The organism is Staphylococcus sp. FSL H8-0121, from assembly GCF_038008425.1.
GTDB classification, from domain to species: domain Bacteria; phylum Bacillota; class Bacilli; order Staphylococcales; family Staphylococcaceae; genus Staphylococcus; species Staphylococcus pasteuri.
Map to the genome: position 1 here is coordinate 892,636 of NZ_JBBOZB010000002.1, position 18,792 is coordinate 911,427.

Below are 18,792 nucleotides of genomic sequence, written 5' to 3' on the forward strand. Positions count from 1 at the left end.
AAAGTGAAAATATATTTAGTAAGACATGGTGAATCTAAATCAAATTATGATAATAAGCACGGAGAACCTTATTTCTGTGGTCAACTTAATGTGCCATTAACTGAAAAAGGAACTGAAAGTGCACAAGCATTAGTAGGTTACTTTGCGAATAAAGCGATTGATCATGTGTACGTGTCGAGTTTATTGAGAACACAGCAAACATATGAAGCAATATTTCCATACAATATTCCTACGACTTCTACAGATTTACTTAAAGAGAGATCATTAGGTGTGTTTGAAGGTAAATTTAAAAAAGAAGTATCGGAAGATCAGCATTTTTATAAATATTTTAATGACGATAATTACAAAGATTTTCGCCATAGCTTTACTCAAAAAGCACCTGAAGGAGAAAGTTATCAAGATGTTTATGATAGAGTTTCGATGTTTTTCGATACGATTGTAGATAAAAAAGCAGAAGCGATTGTTATTGTAGCGCATCAAGTTGTTATTAGATGTCTATTTGTTTATTTAGAGCAACTAACAAAAGACGAAGCATTAACTGCTAACGTTGAAAACTGTAAGCCATATTTGATTGAAATATAATAAAAAGGTGAAATGCGTGTATGATACAAACGCATTTCACTTTTTTTATAAATTAAGACAGCCGGGTGTCTTGTTTTATGAATTTTGTTTCTTCTGTTTAGGTGATCCCACAATTAAAGTAACGAACGTACTAATAATAATTAAAATAACAGAAATTGCAGCAGTAATACCGACTGAATAGTCTTCTAGGATAAATGCGACAACAGCTAATCCAGACCAAGGTACAATTGCAATAATTTGTAGAACGCTAGATATAATTCTAGTAGTAAGATGATTGAAAATACTTAAAATAAGTGCAGGTAGCGCAAATGCAACTACAGTACCAATAGCAGTCCAAAGTTCTGCAGGTTTATCTAAGCTTATTGTATGTGGGCCTGTCGGATGCTTAGCGCACATAATGATTGTAGCAACAGTTGATAAAATTGCAATAATCACAAAAATTACGCGACGTTTCATGTTCTCACTCCTATAAATATATGTTGTTTTTAAAATTTTGCTCATTTATTAGTGTGACTAAGTATTGTAATGATGTCAATGTTACGATAAATGCGTATAACCAAATAAATACAGCATACAAAAAGCTTCTACTCGATTAGTTTTCATAATGAAACTTACCGAATAGAAGCTTATTTACTATTTATCAAAAACGTCTGTCTTGATATTTTTCTTATCCAAGAATGATTTGATTTTATCTTGTTGTTTTTTATTTACATCGCCTGCATAGTTAGTTGGCACATCAACAACATTGATTGAATTTTGAGGTTGATAGTTTAATTGTTCAATCTCTTCATCGACATCAGCAATAGTACTATTTAATGCTTTGAAATATTTGATAATACGATTGGTTGGATCTTTATATTCATTTGGAATTTTATTATTATTCACGAATTTTTTGAAGTGTAAGTCGTTTTTAACAGCCAAATTAGATAGTTCACTTAAACGATCTGATTGTTTTTTAGTAATCTTTTTACTGCTATCACTTTGACGATCTAATTGGTGTTGGATAACGTACTTATTATCAAGAATATCGCTATTGACTTGTAAATATTTTTCAAGTGCTTTGTTCATTTCATCTTCACTTATTGTTGCATTCTTTTTGTTAGAAGTGAAAATATCTTTTTCTTTTAATTGCTTAGCATTTTTAGGTGCATGAGCATTACTATGTGAATCTTGATCATTGTCATCTTCACTTTTATTGGCACAAGCTGATAGTACAAGTGCAAATGATAAGATTAACGTGAGTAGGACTCTTTTCTTCATTAGGTTTGGTACTCCTTTTATTCGTACAATATTCATTGTGTTTAATTTATTATATATTATAGCGTATCACGTATCAAAAATGATTTGAATGTTTAAGCATTGATTAAATAATGAACTATGAACATTTTGTGTACGTTCATTATTTAGTGGAATTCAAGATTTCTTGAACTGTAAAACCACGTGTACTCCATAATCTTAGATGAGTCCAACCTTTTTCTATTTGTTTGCTCAATGTTTTATCCGGTACTGGTAAAATCTTATCCTCTTTAATAAGATTGTTCATCATTTCAACAGCATGTTCTTCATCGGGTGCTATTCGTAAATGAAATAGTATATACTGAACGGCTTTTTCTTTTTCAATATCATCATTTGCTTTAATGTTATTTCTAATGAATTTAATGAACTGTTTAAGTTTGGTATTGCGTTCATAATATTCATTGTTTACATATGTTAGCAGTTCATCTAAATTGTCTGGTACATAGAACTCTTTAAACGGGTCATCAATATCACTACTATTTGTTAACAAAGGAATGACAGGATGTAATAGCATATCGTTTTGAATAGTGACTAAACGACTGATATCCATATCTTTAATCTCATCTTTGATATTATTTTGAGTCATCTCTTTATTATATAGATGTTTCATCAAATAGGACACACGCTCTAAAGAAGCATAACCATACAGATTTGTGATTGCAATATAGATATTTAGAGGTGTAACGTAATGTTGTTTTTTAGGATCATTTTTAAAATGCTTCAATTGCTCTTGCACTAGATTTTGACGGATTTCTGGATCCATATAATTTTCTATGTTAACTGATTCTAATGTACTGTTATCTAACTCGTCTTTATTATCTGGATTATTTTCCTCAAATGCCTCAATGATATCATTTTCAGTAAAATTGTCTTCAGAATCTGCTAAGCTATCAAAGTCACCTAAACTATCCCAACCAGTTAAATCATCCTCAATTTCAGAGATTAATGAATGTTCTGCTAGTGATTCAAATATATTATCTTTTTGAGTGCCGATTCTTTCAATTTGGTCATCAATAACCGATTCTAAGCCACCAGTTGACTGAATATATTTATCTATAAAATCTAATGCGTCATATGGTATCGAAACGATATTATAACGTGCATTGTAGTTGAATATAAATGAATAATTGAATAACTGTGATGGTGAAGTGAGTTCTTGAACGTCATTAACTGTTGATGCGATATCTATATTGGAAGTGTAATTTTTGTCGTTTTCATATATAGATTGAAATATAAATAATGTTGAATTTGTAAATTGATTGAATACACGTTCTAACAATTCATTATTTTCAAAGAATGTATCATTGATTAATTTCACAGCATCAGCTTTTTTTAATTTTGAAGTATTTTTAAATTCGTAAAATTTTAAGATGTTTTGAATATCTTTTGCTTTTAAAGTTGTTAAATAATCTTTTAAATTAGTATGTTCTATATTGTAACGTACTTTTTCATCTAGCTTTTTAAATTCTTTTAGCAATTGCTTGTTATCATTATCTAAGTCTTTATATTCATAGAGTCCAGTAAAAACATATTCATTTACCTTATTTAAATAGATAGGGTCTATAATATATTCATCTGTAGATTCTTTATAGAAGAATCCTAATTGATCTGTTAATTTGCAAGTAGTCTTTATGTCTTCATTAACGTTAACAGTTGATGAAGCATCCTTTAACAAGTTTTCGATGTATGTTTGTTCGTCTTTTCCCATATTGTTATAAATAAGGTTCACATTGTGTGGTTGAAAAGCAATATGTAAGGTTTCGAGTGGTGAAAGTTTTCTAGGGATGTCTAAAAATGTTTGGATTTCATAAATTTTCACTTTAGTAATATGATTTAAGGTATTCATAATAGCTCCTTTAAAATATATGATGTGTGATGGATTTAGACTAGAAAACAGTTTACGTCATAATGTAAAAACCCAACGATGTTAAAAGATAAAAATTTTTCATTACTTATATCATAACATGTTTATTGAATATAATAATAAAAAAACAGAATTCCATTAAGGAATTCTGTTTTGAAGATATATTTTAATGAAATGTTTTATAGCGGGTATTAATTTCTAATAATATAATCGAATGCGTTTAGGGCAGCATTTGCGCCTGCACCCATAGAAATAATGATTTGTTTGTTTTTCTGATCAGTCACGTCACCAGCGGCAAAGATACCTGGAACGTTTGTGCTGTTATTATTATCAATAACAACTTCTCCACGACCATTTAATTCAACAGCATCTGATATCCATGCTGTGTTAGGTACTAAACCGATTTGTACAAAGATACCATCTAAATTAACCACTTGTTCTTCGCCAGTGTTCATATCTTCGTATTTAATACCAGTGACATGGTCTTCACCAATAACTTCTGTTGTTCTTGCTTTAGTTTTGATATCAACATTTGATAATGAACGTAAACGATTTTGAAGTACACTGTCAGCTTTCAATTCTTCTGAATATTCGAAGACAGTGACATGCTTAACAATTCCAGCTAAATCAATCGCTGCTTCAACACCTGAGTTACCGCCACCGATTACTGCAACGTCTTTGTTTTCAAATAAAGGACCATCACAGTGAGGGCAGAAAGCAACACCTTTGTTGAGTAAACGATCTTCGCCTGGAATATTAAGTTTACGCCAACTTGCACCTGTAGAAATGATGGCTGTTTTAGTTTCTAGTACAGCATCGTTTTCTAACGTAACGCGAATTGCACTATCTGTTTTTTCAATATTAGTAGCACGAATACCAGTCATAGTATCAATGTCGTATTGAGCAATATGGTCTGCTAAATGAGATGAAAATTCAGAACCTGTTGTTTCTTTAACAGTAATGAAGTTTTCAATACCAGCAGTATCATTAACTTGTCCACCAATGCGGTCAGCCACAATACCAGTGCGTAAACCTTTACGTGCCGTATAAATTGCAGCACTACCACTTGCTGGACCGCCACCGATAACTAATACATCATAAGGGTCTTTGCCTTCGAATTCTGATGCGTCAGCAGTACTTCCTAATTGGTTAAGAATATCTTGAATTGACATACGGCCGTTACCAAACTCTTCTCCATCTAAGAAGACAGCAGGTACTGCCATGATGTTTTCAGATTCTTCACGGAATACTGCACCGTCAATCATTGTATGTGTAATGTTAGGGTTGATTACACTCATTAAGTTTAATGCTTGAACAACATCTGGACATTTTTGACAAGTTAAACTTACAAAGGTTTCAAAATGGAATGAACCTTCAAGTCCTTTAATCTGATCAATAACAGATTGTTGTTCTTTAGGTGGACGACCACTTACTTGTAAAATAGCTAATACAAGTGAGTTAAATTCGTGACCTAAAGGAATACCTGCGAAAGTAATACCAGTTTCTTCGCCTGGACGATTTACTGAGAAACTAGGTGTACGTTTCAATTCTTTTTCAGTAAGAGTGATGTGAGATGACATCTCTGTTACTTCATCTAATAATTCTTTTAATTCTTTAGATTTATCATCAGAGCCAAGGCTAGCGACGAATTCAACGTCGCCTTCCATTAGCTCAAGTAATTGTTGTAATTGTTGTTTTAAATCAGCATTAAGCATAATTAATTAATGCCTCCTTAAATTTTACCTACTAAGTCTAATCCTGGTTGTAAAGTTTCAGAACCTTCTTCCCATTTTGCAGGGCAAACTTCACCTGGATGTTGACGTACATATTGAGCAGCTTTGATTTTGTGAACTAATGTACTAGCGTCACGGCCGATTCCATCAGCATTGATTTCTGCAGCTTGTACAACACCATCAGGGTCGATAATGAATGTACCACGTTGTGCTAGACCAAGTTCTTCATCTAATACGTCGAAGTTACGAGTGATTGTTTGAGAAGGGTCACCAATCATATTGTATTGGATTTTGCTGATAGCATCTGAATGATCATGCCAAGCTTTGTGTACGAAATGAGTATCAGTAGAAACTGAGAATACATTTACGCCTAATTCTTGTAATTTGTCATATTGGTTTTGTAAGTCTTCTAATTCAGTTGGACAAACGAATGAGAAGTCTGCAGGATAGAAGCATACTACACTCCAAGAACCTTTTAAGTCTTCTTGAGATACTTCTTTGAATTCATCTTTCTTTGGATCGTAAGCTTGCGCTGTGAATGGTAAGATTTCTTTATTAATTAAAGACATAGTTAAATTCCTCCTGATTAATTGAGAATGTTTTATTAGAATTAGATAACAATCATTGTTTAATTATAATAATTCTAATCTCTTGTTTAATATTATTACATCTAGATATTAAATAGTCAACTTCATCAACTCGTACATATGAATATATACTTTTAAAATTGATGTTGTAAGTGTTTTAGCATATCTAATGAAATTATTATTTAGAATAGAGTAAGTAATTATTAATATTAATAATGATACTTTTTAATATTAAAATAATAACTTCATTCTCAACTAAATACTTATGATTGATAATATGGTGTAATTTTATTACATCATACTATACCTCGATACTAACATGTTAAATCATAACTTTCATAAAACACGATTTAATCATTGTAAGACTATCATTTTAGTGAGTGCAACTCATTTAAAATCTAATTGAAAAGGGTATACAATAATTAAAGATAAATTACGGGAATTTTATTTTTCGAATATATAGGAGTGGAACTATAATGTCAGATTATGTATATGAGTTAATGAAAAAGCATCATTCGGTGCGTCGTTTTAAAACAACACCATTAAGCCAAGAAATAGTAGAGAAATTGGTTGAAGCAGGTCAAAGCGCATCAACATCTAGTTTTTTACAAGCATATTCAATCATTGGTGTTGATGACCCTAAAATTAAAGAAGATTTGAAAGAAGTATCAGGACAACCGTATGTTGTTGAAAATGGATTTTTATTTGTATTTGTTTTAGATTATTATCGTCATAATTTAGTTAATGAAAAAGCAGAATCAAATATGGAAATTTCATTTGAATCAGCTGAAGGTTTATTAGTAGGTTCTATTGATGTTGCACTTGTTGCAGAAAACATTGCAGTCGCAGCTGAAGATATGGGATATGGTATGGTTTATTTAGGTTCATTACGTAACGATGTTGGACGAGTACGTGAGATTTTAGACTTACCTGAATATACCTTCCCTCTATTTGGAATGGCTGTTGGTGAACCAGCTGATAATGAAAATGGTGCAGCGAAACCCCGCTTACCTTTAGAGCATGTCTTCCATAGAAACAAATATAATTCAGATAAAGACAAACAAATTAGTGAACTACAAGATTATGATCAAACAATAAGTAATTATTATAAAGAACGTACCAATGGTGAAAGAAGCGAAACCTGGTCAGAACAAATTGAATCATTTATGGGAAATAAAACAAGATTAGACATGTTGAATCAATTGAATAATGCAGGATTAATTAAAAAATAATAAATACATGAACATAAAAAGGGAGAATGCCACTACAATAGGCATTCTCCCTTTTTTAATCTGAAATTTAATTCGTTGTTAATTCACCGTATTCATTAGATTCAAATGATTTTTTGTCCCAATTTTTAGTGAGTTTTGCGGTACCAGTACCGGCTAAAATAGAATCGTTGACGTTAAGTGCAGTACGACCCATGTCTATAAGCGGTTCTATAGAAATTAAAACACCGGCTAAAGCTACAGGTAAGTTTAGAGTTGATAAAACTAAGATGGAAGCGAATGTCGCACCGCCACCTACACCTGCAACACCAAATGAACTTATGATAACAACTGCTACTAATGTCACGATGAACTGTAAGTCGATATCTACATGAGCTACTGGTGCAACCATAATTGCAAGCATAGCAGGGTAGATACCCGCACATCCATTTTGTCCAATTGATAAACCGAATGTTGCTGAGAAGTTTGCGATACCTTCAGGAACACCAAGACGTGTTGTTTGTGTTTGGATATTTAATGGTAACGCTCCAGCACTTGAACGTGATGTGAAGGCAAACACTAGCACTTCGAATGTTTTCTTCATATATTTTATTGGATTAATACCAAGGATAGATAAAATGATTAAGTGAATGATATACATCGTAATTAGTGCTGCATAAGATGCAATCATAAATTTACCTAAAGTCCATATAGCAGCAAAGTCACTTGTCGCAATTGTTGATGTCATAATGGCTAAGATACCATATGGTGTCAATCTTAATACGAAAGTAACAATAGCCATGACAACTGAATAAATGGCTTCTATACCACGTTTAAGTACATCGCCATGATTAGGTTCTTTACGAGCTACACGTAAATAGGCAAATCCTACAAATGAAGCGAATATTACTACGGCAATCGTAGACGTAGTTCTTTGACCAGTAAAGTCTAAGAAAGGATTGCTTGGTAATAGTTCTAATATTTGTTGAGGTAATGTGTGTGCAGTTAAGTTTTTAGCTTCTTTTGAAATTTCACTACCACGTGAATGTTCTGCACTACCTAAATCAATTGAAGATGCATCTAAACCGAATAATAAAGCATATCCAATACCTACTAATGCAGCTATTGCAACAGTTCCGATGAGAAACATAAAAATGTAGCTACCAATTTTAGCAAATTTATCCCCAATTTGAATTTTACTAAATGCTGAAACGATTGAAATAAAGATAAGAGGCATAACAATCATTTGTAGTAATGCGACATATCCGTCACCTACGATACTAAACCAATCACTTGTAGTTTCGATTACTTTTGAGTCCACACCATAAATGAGGTGCATTGCGATACCTAAAATGATGCCTATAGCTAACGCTGTAAACACACGTTTAGGAAATGATATATGCTTTCTAGCCATGACATTTAACATGATAATAAAGGCAATAAGCACGATAACATTAACCACTGTTAAAAATGGAACCAAAATCAACACTCCCTTAACAATTCATTTTTTATAAAAGTTATGTATTAAGAATATAACTGTTATTTTTATAAATCAAGGGTATGATTGTAAATATTATAGGAATACTCAGAATTAAAAATAAAACATAAATTTGTAGATTTAGTTTTATTTATCAATATATTTTTAGTCATTATAAAAAGCCGTATTCATTATGAATCACTTCGCTAATATATAGATAGACAACTTAGTTTGTTATGTTATATATTAAATATGTTATATAATAATTTAAAAATGATATCCTTGTTACGATTAAAAGGAGAATTGATAAATGAAATTTGCTGGAATACTTGCTGGTGGAATCGGTTCAAGAATGGGGAATGTTCCTTTACCTAAGCAATTTTTAGATTTAGATAATAAACCGATTTTAATACATACAATTGAGAAATTCATTTTGTTAAACGAATTTGAAAAAATCATCATTGCTACACCGTCAAAATGGCTATCTCATACGATTGATACATTGAAAAAATATAATATTTCAGATTCAAGAATTGATGTCATTGCAGGCGGTAAAGATAGAAATGAAACGATTATGAATATTGTTGAACATATTGAAAAATATAAACCTATAGAAGAAGACGATATTATAGTCACTCACGATGCTGTGAGGCCTTTTTTAACATATCGAATAATCAAAGAAAATATTGACGGAGCTATTAAATATGGTGCTGTAGACACTGTTATTGAAGCTATTGATACTATTGTCGTTGCTAAAAATCAAGACAGTGTCACTTCTATTCCAATAAGAAGTCATATGTACCAAGGACAGACCCCGCAGTCTTTTAAAATCAAATTATTGAAAGAAAGTTACAACCGATTAAATGAGAAGCAAAAAGAAGTATTGACGGATGCTTGCAAAATTATCGTTGAAAATAATCAGACAGTCAAACTAGTTAGAGGAGAAACATTCAATATTAAAGTAACGACGCCATATGACTTACAAGTAGCTAACGCTATTATCAAAGGTGACATCCATCATGATTAATCAAATTTATCGCCTTACTTCTCCAAGACAATTTGAAGTTTCATACGATAGTGTCGATATTTTTAGTGATTATGTTATAGTTCGTCCTCAATATTTATCCATTTGCGCTGCAGATCAACGATATTATACAGGTAATAGAGATAAACAAACGTTAAAAAAGAAGTTGCCTATGTCTTTAATTCATGAAGGGGTAGGTGAAGTTGTATTCGATAGTAAAGGTATCTTTAAAATAGGTACTAAAGTAGTCATGGTTCCCAATACACCAATAGAAAATAGCGAATTCATTTTAGAAAACTATTTACCAACCAGTCAATTTAAATCGAGTGGCTATGATGGATTTATGCAAGATTTCAATTTATTAAAACATGATAGAGTTGTACCTCTGCCAGAAGGTAGCGACTTAAGTATATTGTCATACACGGAATTAGTTACTGTTAGTTTGCATGCGATTGATCGTTTTGAACAAAAGGCAACTGGTCATAAATCGTCGTTTGGCGTATGGGGAGATGGCAATTTAGGTTATATTACCGCACTTCTACTTAGAAAATTATATCCAAAAGCCCAAATATATGTTTTTGGAAAAACAGATTATAAATTAAGTCATTTTTCTTTCGTAAATGGCGTATACCACATAGATAATATAACCGATGATTTAGACATAGATCATGGGTTTGAATGTGTTGGAGGTAAAGGTAGCCAAGATGCAATCAACCAAATCATTAATTTAATTAGACCAGAAGGAAGTATTTCTTTATTAGGTGTTAGTGAAATGCCAGTTGAAATCAATACTAGACTTATTTTAGAAAAAGGACTGACAGTGATAGGTAGTAGTCGAAGTGGTGCTGAAGACTTTAAAAATGTAGTTAATCTTTATGAAAAACACCCTGACATTATTGACAAGTTAGCATTATTAAAAGGCGAAGAGTTTGAAATTCGTACTATTAATGATGTTATCAATGCTTTTGAATCAGATTTATCTAATTCATGGGGAAAAACAGTTTTGAAATGGATTATGTAATACGAAAGGATGCTCATATTGATCAAGACAAAACTATATATAGATAATATTTATTGGGAAAGAGTGCAGTTATTTATAGAAGGACATGTAGATAATTTAAATATTGAAAATAGTGAGTTTGTTTTAAGAAACTTAACAGAAACAAAAGAATTAAAAGCTAATCAAGTTGAAATTAATGAAAATAGATTTATTTGTCGATTTAATGTGGCTATTCTTGATAATGGTTATTATTTATCTTCAGGACAGTACCTACTAGTTAATAAACAACAAGAAGAACATATTGCTACTATGAATCAAGAAGTCATTAATCAATTTTATGAACAACTTGATGAGACAGAGTTAGCCTTGTATGAAGCTCTGGAAACTTCAAACGCAAAAGTGAACTTTTTACTTGAAAGGTTAATGAAAGAATTCCATAAAGGTGGGAACTCTAGTACCACTGTTTATACAGTTAAACCTGAAATTTCAAGTGAAGTAAACGAACTTGTATTAAATGTAATGTATAAGGTGCCTAGAAAGAGAAATAGTATGTTAATAGAGATGTATAAAGAGATGAGACTTAAATATAGAAGTTATGCATATAACATTCGAGATAGTATCTTCAAATCAATATTTTATGTTACTAAGTTTTTCCATCTTCGAAAGGGTAAAACAGTATTATTTACTTCGGATTCAAGGTCAAATATGTCTGGTAACTTCAAATTCATATATGATGAAATGATTAAAGTTAATTTAGACCAAAAATACGATATTCATGCTTTATTCAAACCCCATATTACAGAAAGAAGAAAGTTTAAAGATAAATTTAAATTCCCATATTTATTAGGAAAAGCAGATTATATTTTCGTTGATGATTATCACCCTATGCTTTATAAAGTTAAATTTCGCAAGTCACAAGAGATTATACAAGTTTGGCACGCAGTTGGGGCCTTTAAGACAGTAGGGTTTAGTAGAACAGGAAAAAAGGGTGGGCCATTCTTTAATTCTCTTAATCATAGAAACTATACTAAAGCATATGTTTCTTCGGAAAATGATATTCCGTATTACGCAGAAGCATTTGGAATAAAAGAACAAAATGTAATACCTACTGGAGTACCTAGAACAGATATCTTATTTGATGAAGAATATAAAACTAAAATTATTAATAAAATGGAAACAGTAATACCTAATATTAAAGGAAAAAAAGTGATATTATTTGCACCAACATTTCGAGGAAGCGGACATCATACTGCACACTATCCGTTCTTTAAAATTGATTTCCAAAGGTTGGCTAAATATTGCGAAGATAACAATGCCATAGTTTTATTTAAAATGCATCCATTTGTTAAAAATAAATTGAAAATTCCGAATAAATTTAAAAAGTATTTCTTGGATATATCTGAATTAAGAGAAGTAAATGACTTGTTATTTATTACGGATATTTTGATTAGTGATTACTCTTCATTAATATATGAATTTGCAGTATTTAAAAAACCGATGTTATTTTATGCATTTGATTTAGAAGATTATATTACGACACGAGATTTTTATGAAAGTTATGAAACGTTTGTACCTGGTAAAATAGTGCAAACATTTGAAGCGTTAATGGATTCGCTTAATAATGAAGACTTTGATCAATATAAAGTAGAACCTTTTTTAAATAAACATTTTAAATATCAAGATGGCAGGTCAAGTGAACGATTGGTTAGACATTTATTTGGTAGTTAGAAGTGAAGTGCATTAAGCAATGACAGCAAGGAGGTCATCAATGAAGCAAGCATATATGATAGTGCATGAGTTAGATGTTAATAAAGGCGGCATGACAACAGCTATGCTTACTAGAAGTAAGTACTTCTTAGATCATAAAATCAAAGGACATATTGTCACTTTTGATTATAAAATACATTATGATAGTATTCTCAAAAGTTTAGTATCTTCAAATAAAATGGATAAAAGAACGGAAATGTTTAATCCATTTATCTATTTTAAAAAGAAATCTAACAAATTAATAAGAAAGAAAAATAGTCATCCATATAAAGAATTAGCAAAAATGTTAAAAGGTACTGTGGAGATAAAACAAAATAAAAATATATCAAGATTTTTCAATAATAAAAGTGGTGAATACATAGCTTATAAACGAAAGATAAATCGCCAACAAAGCGTTATCGATGTATTTGAAAATAATACACGATTAAAACGAGTATATTTATGTAATAACAAAATACATAAAGTTGATGTATTTAATAAAGATAATAAACTTGTTGCTGAACAATTTTATGATAACCAAACTTATCTATATTTATATAGACAGATCAGTGCTAAAAATGGTGTGATTGGCAATACTTATTTAATTAATGAGAAAAAGCAGTTTAGTAATAATGTTGAATTTTGTAGTTATTTTTTAGACAGGCTAGTTAAAGATGATAAAAATAGTATTATGATTTGTGATGGTCCAGGTAGCTTTCCTAAAATGTTAAATACTAACCATAAAAAGGCCAAAAAATTCTCGGTTATTCACACTAACCATCATAAAAACTTTGATAATAGCGGTGCTAAAAAGAAACATGAAGATTATATATTGAAAAAAGCAGGTTTGATAGACGGTGTCATTGTATTAACAGAAGGACAAAAGAAAGACATTATTACAGAATATGACATCAAAAACTTATATGTGATTAGTAACTTTATAGATATTCAAAAGGATGATTTAAATAATAAACACCATAAGGTTGTAGGACAAGTCTCTAGGTTAGTAGCAACAAAGGGTCTAAATTATCTATTGGAAGTCGCTGAAAAAGTAATATCAAAAGATAATAGCATAGAATTTCATATATATGGGGATGGACCAGAAAAAGGTAATTTGGAACGAATGATCAAGGAAAAACAGTTACAGCATAATGTTAAGTTGCTTGGTTATACAAATGAACCTTTGAAGAAGATTAAAAAATTTGGTTGTGTTGTTTCAACTTCTCAAGTGGAATCTCAAGGTTTGAGTATTGCCGAGGCAATGTTACAAAGAAAACCGGTAGTAGCTTTTGATATTAAATATGGTCCATCTGATTTTATAAAAGACGGTGAGAATGGATATTTGATTGAAAATAAAGATATTGAAAGTATGGCTGAAAAAGTTTTAGAAATTATTAATAATAAAGATTTAGCGAATCGACTTGGTGAAAACGCAAGAAATAATGTTGTAGGATTATTTAGCCCTGAAAAGATAATGAATCAAGGGCTTAATATTTTTAAATAAAATTAAAAAAGTGTTAGGACAATTACAACTTTGTCCTAACACTTTTCTTTTTTATTATAAGTTAAATAATCTAGCGAAAAATCCTTTTTTCTCTTCTTTAGGCTCTTGATGAGCTAGAGGAGAAGATTGTGATTCAACATGGTCTTTATTAGTATTAGATACTTCAGATGTAGATGTTGAATGAGATGTAGATTTTGCTTGAGTTGATTGTTCTGAAGTACTTAATGATGTACTTTCTTTTTTATTATCAACACTATTAGAAGTGCTCAAGCTGTCAGTAGTTGTTGACACTGATGTAGATGCAATCGTTTTATTTTGCTCTGAATTATTTTCACTTGAGGAAAGTGACGTTGATTGTGATGATGAAGTACTTTGGCTTGAAGTACTATTCACAACATCATTATTGCTTTGTTTTGATTCAGAAGTAATAGCTTGTTGCTCATCTAACTTTTTAGTATGAGATTGTTGTGTTGATTGTATTGCATCTTGTGTAGTTTGAATCGCTTTTAATGATTCAGTGTTAGCATCTATTTTAGAAGTAATTTGGCTTTGCAGTTCTTTCAATTCTTGTTGTTGATGATGAACTTGACTAATCATTTGGCCTAACATTTGACGTTCTTCACGCATTTTTTGAATTTCACTACGTAAGTCTTCTACCAATTGTGAAATATTTTGATCAGTTGGTAATTGACTATTATCTTCTTTTACTAAGACTTGAAGGAAATCTTTTTCCTTTTCTAATTCTTCAAATGCTAAATCATAGCTATTAGTTTGCTTTACTTTATCAGCAATATCTTTAAATAATTCGATATCTTCTTCTTTAAAATCAGTTGCTTCACGTCCACGATATTCAGTCTTACTAAGTTGATAGCCACGTTCTTCTAAATGTTGGACGATTTTACGGACTTGTTTTTCACTTAGCTCGACGCGTTGTGCGAATTCTTTAGTTAACATTAATAAAGTCCTTTCATATTATGGTTTATGTATACTGACGGTTGTCTACGGTTAGTGAAACCTCAGTCTTACCTCATATGATAGTTTACCGTTATTTATAGTTAATTTCAAGTTTTGTTACAGAGGGCTTCTTAATTTCATTTGCTCAAGTAATGGATATATTATATCTCTTGAAATACGGTTGGCGAAGACATATTTAAGAATGTAGTTAGACTTAACACTTGTGCCATAAATATCTTTTGATAAAAGAATGTTAGCTTTGATAAACAAGTCAATTTCTTTGGGATCTTCATCATTAGTATAATTTGGATGAATATAATCAATTTCGGTTTGTTTTTCGAATTGATGTTCATATAAAAATTGTCTGCGACGCTCAAGTACTTTATTTGTTTCTTCGTCAGTTGTTAGAGGTTCTCTTGGAACTTCCATCATTATAAAATTGATATCTCTATCATGAATGTCGTTAGATAGAACATTTAGTTGTTCTTCAATTTTTTCTAATGTCTTAGACATGACCTCATCATGGTTATCTTTGTTCTTAGTGATGAGATAAATGAGGAAAGCAGAATTTGTTGTTGCTTCGTAATGTGCACTAGCCATACTAACAACTTCATCATTTTCAACACCAACAATAAATGCATAATCTTTTTCAGTCTTATTATTTTCAAGTGATTGTTTGAAAATATGACTGTCTTCTGTGAGGCTGATGTCTAATTTTGAATCGTAAATTTGTAATGCTTCGTTGAAATATGGGTCGTTAGCAGACGTTATCGTTTTAAATACCATTATGACACCCCCGAAAATATATTTTGTAAATTATATCATAACTTTGTACCTGGTACGGAAAGATGAATGTGTATGAAAATATTTATAAAAAAACACTATAACTGTAACGACATTGCGTATCAGTTATAGTGCCATGCTTAGCATTGTTTTAACATTAGCAAATTATGATTTTGGTCCTTTTGATTCAGAAGCATAATGTGTAATGTCAATTTCTTCATATGCTGCATTATGTTCTTCAACTTCATTATGAGAAGAACGGTCACGATTAGCAATAACTAAAAATTTACCGTCCAAAATGTCTTGTTTATGACTTTCGATTTCGTCATCACTTAGATTATATCTTGTAAGCACAGCTTGTTCGCCGTCTTCACCAATAAGTAATCTAGACATACGGTCACTAAATGAACCGCTTGTAGCAATTAAACTAATTTGAGAATCGTGTAAATCATCTAAATGTAATTTTGAACGACTAATAACTGCTAATTCGCTTTCTAAATAGCCTTCAGATTTCTTTTGGTTAATCGCGTTGTATAATTCTGATTGATTTTCTACTACTGTAATTTCTGCCATGATTATCGCCCCTTATTTTTTCTCTTAGTTCAAATTCTATACCCTTGCCCTATAATTATAAAACTTTTGTTTATATAATTATATAATTTTACTGATTTATTTACCAAATTTATTTTTAAATTAAAAATCAAAACGCTTTCAGTGAGAACTACTGATAAGACAAGGATGATAGTGTATGATAGATATTGAAAAAGTAGCTGAAATTTGCTATCATCATTAAATAATTTATATGACTCATATAATCTAAAGAATATGGCTTTAGAAGTTTCTACCATGTCGCCTTGAACGACATGACTATGGGTAACAACTCAATACTTAGGAGCAGTTTAAATCGATCAAAATATGAAGGGCTAATGTTAAATGTGTTATTGATATAGGGATTTGTTATGCAATCTTACAAAGGTCCTTTATCTATTTGTATACATTTAATTATCGATTAATTTGACGTATCTACTTCTTTATTTGCTAATTGACGCAATGTATTGCACGTTCCCTCATAGATCCTGAAACTTAATCAAAGTTTGGGGATTTTTTTGTATCAACAAGTCTATGGATTACATAAATTTGAGGAGGTTTTCCGGGTGGAGTCGTTAGGACGTAAAGTAAAAGAAGATGGTGTAGTCATTGATGAAAAGATTTTGAAAGTAGACGGTTTTTTAAATCATCAAATTGACGCAAAGTTAATGCATGAAGTAGGGCAAACATTTTATAATCAGTTTAAAAATGAAGGTATTACTAAAATATTAACTATCGAAGCATCTGGTATTGCACCAGCCATTATGGCTGCTCTTCATTTTGATGTACCATGTTTATTTGCTAAAAAAGCAAAACCTAGTACTTTGAAAGATGGTTTTTATCAAACAGATATCCATTCATTTACTAAAAATAAGACAAGTACAGTTATCGTTTCTGAAGAATTTCTTGGTGAAGATGACACAGTCTTAATTATTGATGATTTCTTAGCTAATGGTGATGCATCACTAGGATTAAACGAAATTGTCAAACAAGCCAATGCTAAAACTGCAGGCGTTGGTATTGTCGTAGAAAAGAGCTTCCAAAATGGTCGTCAAAGACTTGAAGATGAAGGATTGAATGTATCTTCATTATGTAAGGTGGCTTCATTAAAAGGTAATAAAGTGACGCTATTAGGTGAAAATTAATGAAGAATTTTATTCTTAGTATTCAACATTTATTAGCCATGTATGCAGGAGCGATTTTAGTACCGATTATCGTTGGTACTAGTTTGAAATTCACACCAGAAGAGATTGCGTATTTAGTTACAGTTGATATTTTCATGTGTGGTATTGCTACATTCTTACAAGTTAATAAGGTAACAGGTACCGGATTGCCAATCGTCCTAGGGTGTACCTTTACGGCGGTTGCACCTATGATTTTAATCGGTCAGACAAAAGGATTAGGTGTATTATACGGTTCATTATTCCTATCAGGTATCTTAGTGATTATTATAGCGCCATTTTTCTCTCATTTAGTTAAATTCTTCCCACCAGTAGTAACAGGAAGTGTTGTAACAATTATTGGTATCAATCTTATGCCAGTTGCAATGAATTATTTAGCAGGTGGCGAGGGTGCTAAAGACTATGGTAATCCTAAAAATATCATTTTAGGCGGCGTTACACTGATTGTCATTTTAATTCTCCAACGATTTACTAAAGGATTCTTGAAATCAATCGCTATTTTAATAGGGTTGGTTATCGGAACAATTTTAGCAGCTATCTTTGGTATTGTGGATATCAAACAAGTCGGAGAAGCCAATTGGGTTGGTATACCAATGCCATTCCGATTTTCAGGATTTGGATTTGATTTAAGTGCAACGTTAGTATTCTTTATAGTAGCCATTGTAAGTTTAATTGAATCAACAGGTGTCTATCACGCATTAAGTGAGATTACTGGGAAAAAATTAGAAAGAAAAGATTTTCGTAAAGGTTACACTGCGGAAGGTCTAGCTATAGTAATAGGATCTATGTTTAATGCATTCCCATATACTGCTTATTCTCAAAATGTTGGGCTTGTATCTTTATCAGGCGCTAAGAAGAATAAAGTAATTTATGGAATGGTAATCTTATTACTTATTTGCGGATGTATTCCTAAATTAGGTGCTTTAGCTAACATTATTCCATTACCAGTATTAGGTGGTGCTATGATAGCAATGTTTGGTATGGTAATGGCATATGGTGTGAGTATTTTAGGTAAAATTAATTTTGCAAATCAAAATAACTTATTAATTATTGCTGTATCAGTTGGTTTAGGCACAGGAATTAGTGCCGTACCACAAGCATTTAAAGGTTTAGGAGAACAATTTGCATGGTTAACTCAAAATGGAATTGTTTTAGGTGCTATCTCAGCAATTATCCTAAATTTCTTTTTTAATGGTATAAACTATAAACAAAGTGAAGAAAATGTGAAATAATAGAACAAACTATATAATATTGGAGGCTGTTTT

General features: G+C 31.1%; 17 protein-coding genes and 1 riboswitch. Of the genes, 8 read left to right on the plus strand and 9 right to left on the minus strand.

Features of this window, described 5'->3' with window-relative positions; translation table 11 throughout:
• Positions 1-3: 3 nt before the first annotated feature.
• On the plus strand, positions 4-582 hold the full coding sequence (locus tag LFT63_RS09695) for a histidine phosphatase family protein (protein ID WP_029056591.1): 579 nt from the start codon (positions 4-6) through the stop codon (positions 580-582).
• Between the two features lie 75 nt (positions 583-657).
• Here LFT63_RS09695 and LFT63_RS09700 read toward each other — a convergent pair whose 3' ends face one another.
• The 5 genes from LFT63_RS09700 to ahpC form a co-directional block, all read right to left on the minus strand.
• The gene (locus LFT63_RS09700; RefSeq protein ID WP_029056590.1) at positions 658-1,038 is read right to left on the minus strand and encodes a hypothetical protein; all 381 of its coding nucleotides are present in this window, start codon (positions 1,036-1,038) and stop codon (positions 658-660) included.
• 177 nt (positions 1,039-1,215) lie between these two features.
• Complete coding sequence (locus LFT63_RS09705; RefSeq protein WP_017638451.1) at positions 1,216-1,842, minus strand: NDxxF motif lipoprotein; 627 nt, start codon at positions 1,840-1,842, stop codon at positions 1,216-1,218.
• A 139-nt stretch (positions 1,843-1,981) separates the two neighbouring features.
• Positions 1,982-3,724, minus strand: a complete 1,743-nt coding sequence (locus tag LFT63_RS09710; RefSeq protein ID WP_029056589.1) for a hypothetical protein — start codon at positions 3,722-3,724, stop codon at positions 1,982-1,984.
• 209 nt (positions 3,725-3,933) lie between these two features.
• Positions 3,934-5,457 carry an alkyl hydroperoxide reductase subunit F gene (gene ahpF, locus LFT63_RS09715; protein WP_046467363.1) on the minus strand — a complete coding sequence of 508 codons (1,524 nt, stop codon included), beginning with the start codon at positions 5,455-5,457 and terminating at the stop codon, positions 3,934-3,936.
• A 17-nt stretch (positions 5,458-5,474) separates the two neighbouring features.
• A complete protein-coding gene (gene ahpC / locus LFT63_RS09720; protein WP_002451489.1) occupies positions 5,475-6,044 on the minus strand; it encodes an alkyl hydroperoxide reductase subunit C in 570 nt (189 codons plus the stop codon).
• A 494-nt stretch (positions 6,045-6,538) separates the two neighbouring features.
• Between ahpC and nfsA the strand changes: the two genes are divergently transcribed.
• Positions 6,539-7,294: an oxygen-insensitive NADPH nitroreductase gene (gene nfsA, locus LFT63_RS09725; RefSeq protein ID WP_070451902.1), complete on the plus strand. Its 756-nt coding sequence runs from the start codon at positions 6,539-6,541 to the stop codon at positions 7,292-7,294.
• 67 nt (positions 7,295-7,361) lie between these two features.
• Here the strand turns inward: nfsA and LFT63_RS09730 are convergent, their stop codons facing one another.
• Entirely contained in the window at positions 7,362-8,750 is a 1,389-nt protein-coding gene (locus tag LFT63_RS09730) for an L-cystine transporter (RefSeq protein ID WP_029056586.1), read from the minus strand.
• Positions 8,751-9,057: 307 nt separating this feature from the next.
• On the opposite strand from LFT63_RS09730, the gene LFT63_RS09735 reads away from it, so the two are divergent.
• Genes LFT63_RS09735 through LFT63_RS09750 form a run of 4 tightly spaced genes read left to right on the plus strand, consistent with a single transcriptional unit; the run spans position 9,058 to position 14,021 of the window.
• Entirely contained in the window at positions 9,058-9,774 is a 717-nt protein-coding gene (locus LFT63_RS09735) for a D-ribitol-5-phosphate cytidylyltransferase (RefSeq protein WP_029056585.1), read from the plus strand.
• Entirely contained in the window at positions 9,767-10,792 is a 1,026-nt protein-coding gene (locus tag LFT63_RS09740; protein ID WP_117239394.1) for a zinc-binding dehydrogenase, read from the plus strand. Before LFT63_RS09735 ends, LFT63_RS09740 begins: the two co-directional genes overlap by 8 nt.
• 18 nt (positions 10,793-10,810) lie before the next feature.
• Positions 10,811-12,499, plus strand: coding sequence for a teichoic acid ribitol-phosphate polymerase TarL (gene tarL / locus LFT63_RS09745; protein WP_340768948.1), 1,689 nt, complete (start codon positions 10,811-10,813; stop codon positions 12,497-12,499).
• Positions 12,500-12,539: 40 nt separating this feature from the next.
• On the plus strand, positions 12,540-14,021 hold the full coding sequence (locus LFT63_RS09750) for a glycosyltransferase (protein WP_340768951.1): 1,482 nt from the start codon (positions 12,540-12,542) through the stop codon (positions 14,019-14,021).
• 54 nt (positions 14,022-14,075) lie between these two features.
• On the opposite strand, the gene LFT63_RS09755 is transcribed toward LFT63_RS09750, so the two are convergent.
• The 3 genes from LFT63_RS09755 to LFT63_RS09765 all read right to left on the minus strand — a co-directional run bounded on the left by LFT63_RS09755 (position 14,076) and on the right by LFT63_RS09765 (position 16,331).
• The gene (locus LFT63_RS09755; protein WP_340768953.1) at positions 14,076-14,975 is read right to left on the minus strand and encodes a hypothetical protein; all 900 of its coding nucleotides are present in this window, start codon (positions 14,973-14,975) and stop codon (positions 14,076-14,078) included.
• Positions 14,976-15,092: 117 nt separating this feature from the next.
• Entirely contained in the window at positions 15,093-15,761 is a 669-nt protein-coding gene (locus tag LFT63_RS09760) for a hypothetical protein (protein ID WP_029056580.1), read from the minus strand.
• A 162-nt stretch (positions 15,762-15,923) separates the two neighbouring features.
• Positions 15,924-16,331, minus strand: coding sequence for a general stress protein (locus tag LFT63_RS09765; RefSeq protein WP_340768955.1), 408 nt, complete (start codon positions 16,329-16,331; stop codon positions 15,924-15,926).
• Between the two features lie 214 nt (positions 16,332-16,545).
• Positions 16,546-16,648, plus strand: a riboswitch (purine riboswitch).
• 264 nt (positions 16,649-16,912) lie between these two features.
• Between LFT63_RS09765 and xpt the strand changes: the two genes are divergently transcribed.
• Together xpt and pbuX are read left to right on the plus strand one after the other, a co-directional pair.
• Complete coding sequence (gene xpt / locus LFT63_RS09770; RefSeq protein ID WP_017638440.1) at positions 16,913-17,491, plus strand: xanthine phosphoribosyltransferase; 579 nt, start codon at positions 16,913-16,915, stop codon at positions 17,489-17,491.
• Positions 17,491-18,759 (plus strand): xanthine permease PbuX, encoded by a 1,269-nt coding sequence (pbuX, locus tag LFT63_RS09775; RefSeq protein WP_017638439.1) that lies wholly within the window; start codon positions 17,491-17,493, stop codon positions 18,757-18,759. The genes xpt and pbuX overlap by 1 nt, the downstream gene beginning before the upstream one ends.
• The last annotated feature ends 33 nt before the right edge of the window (positions 18,760-18,792 follow it).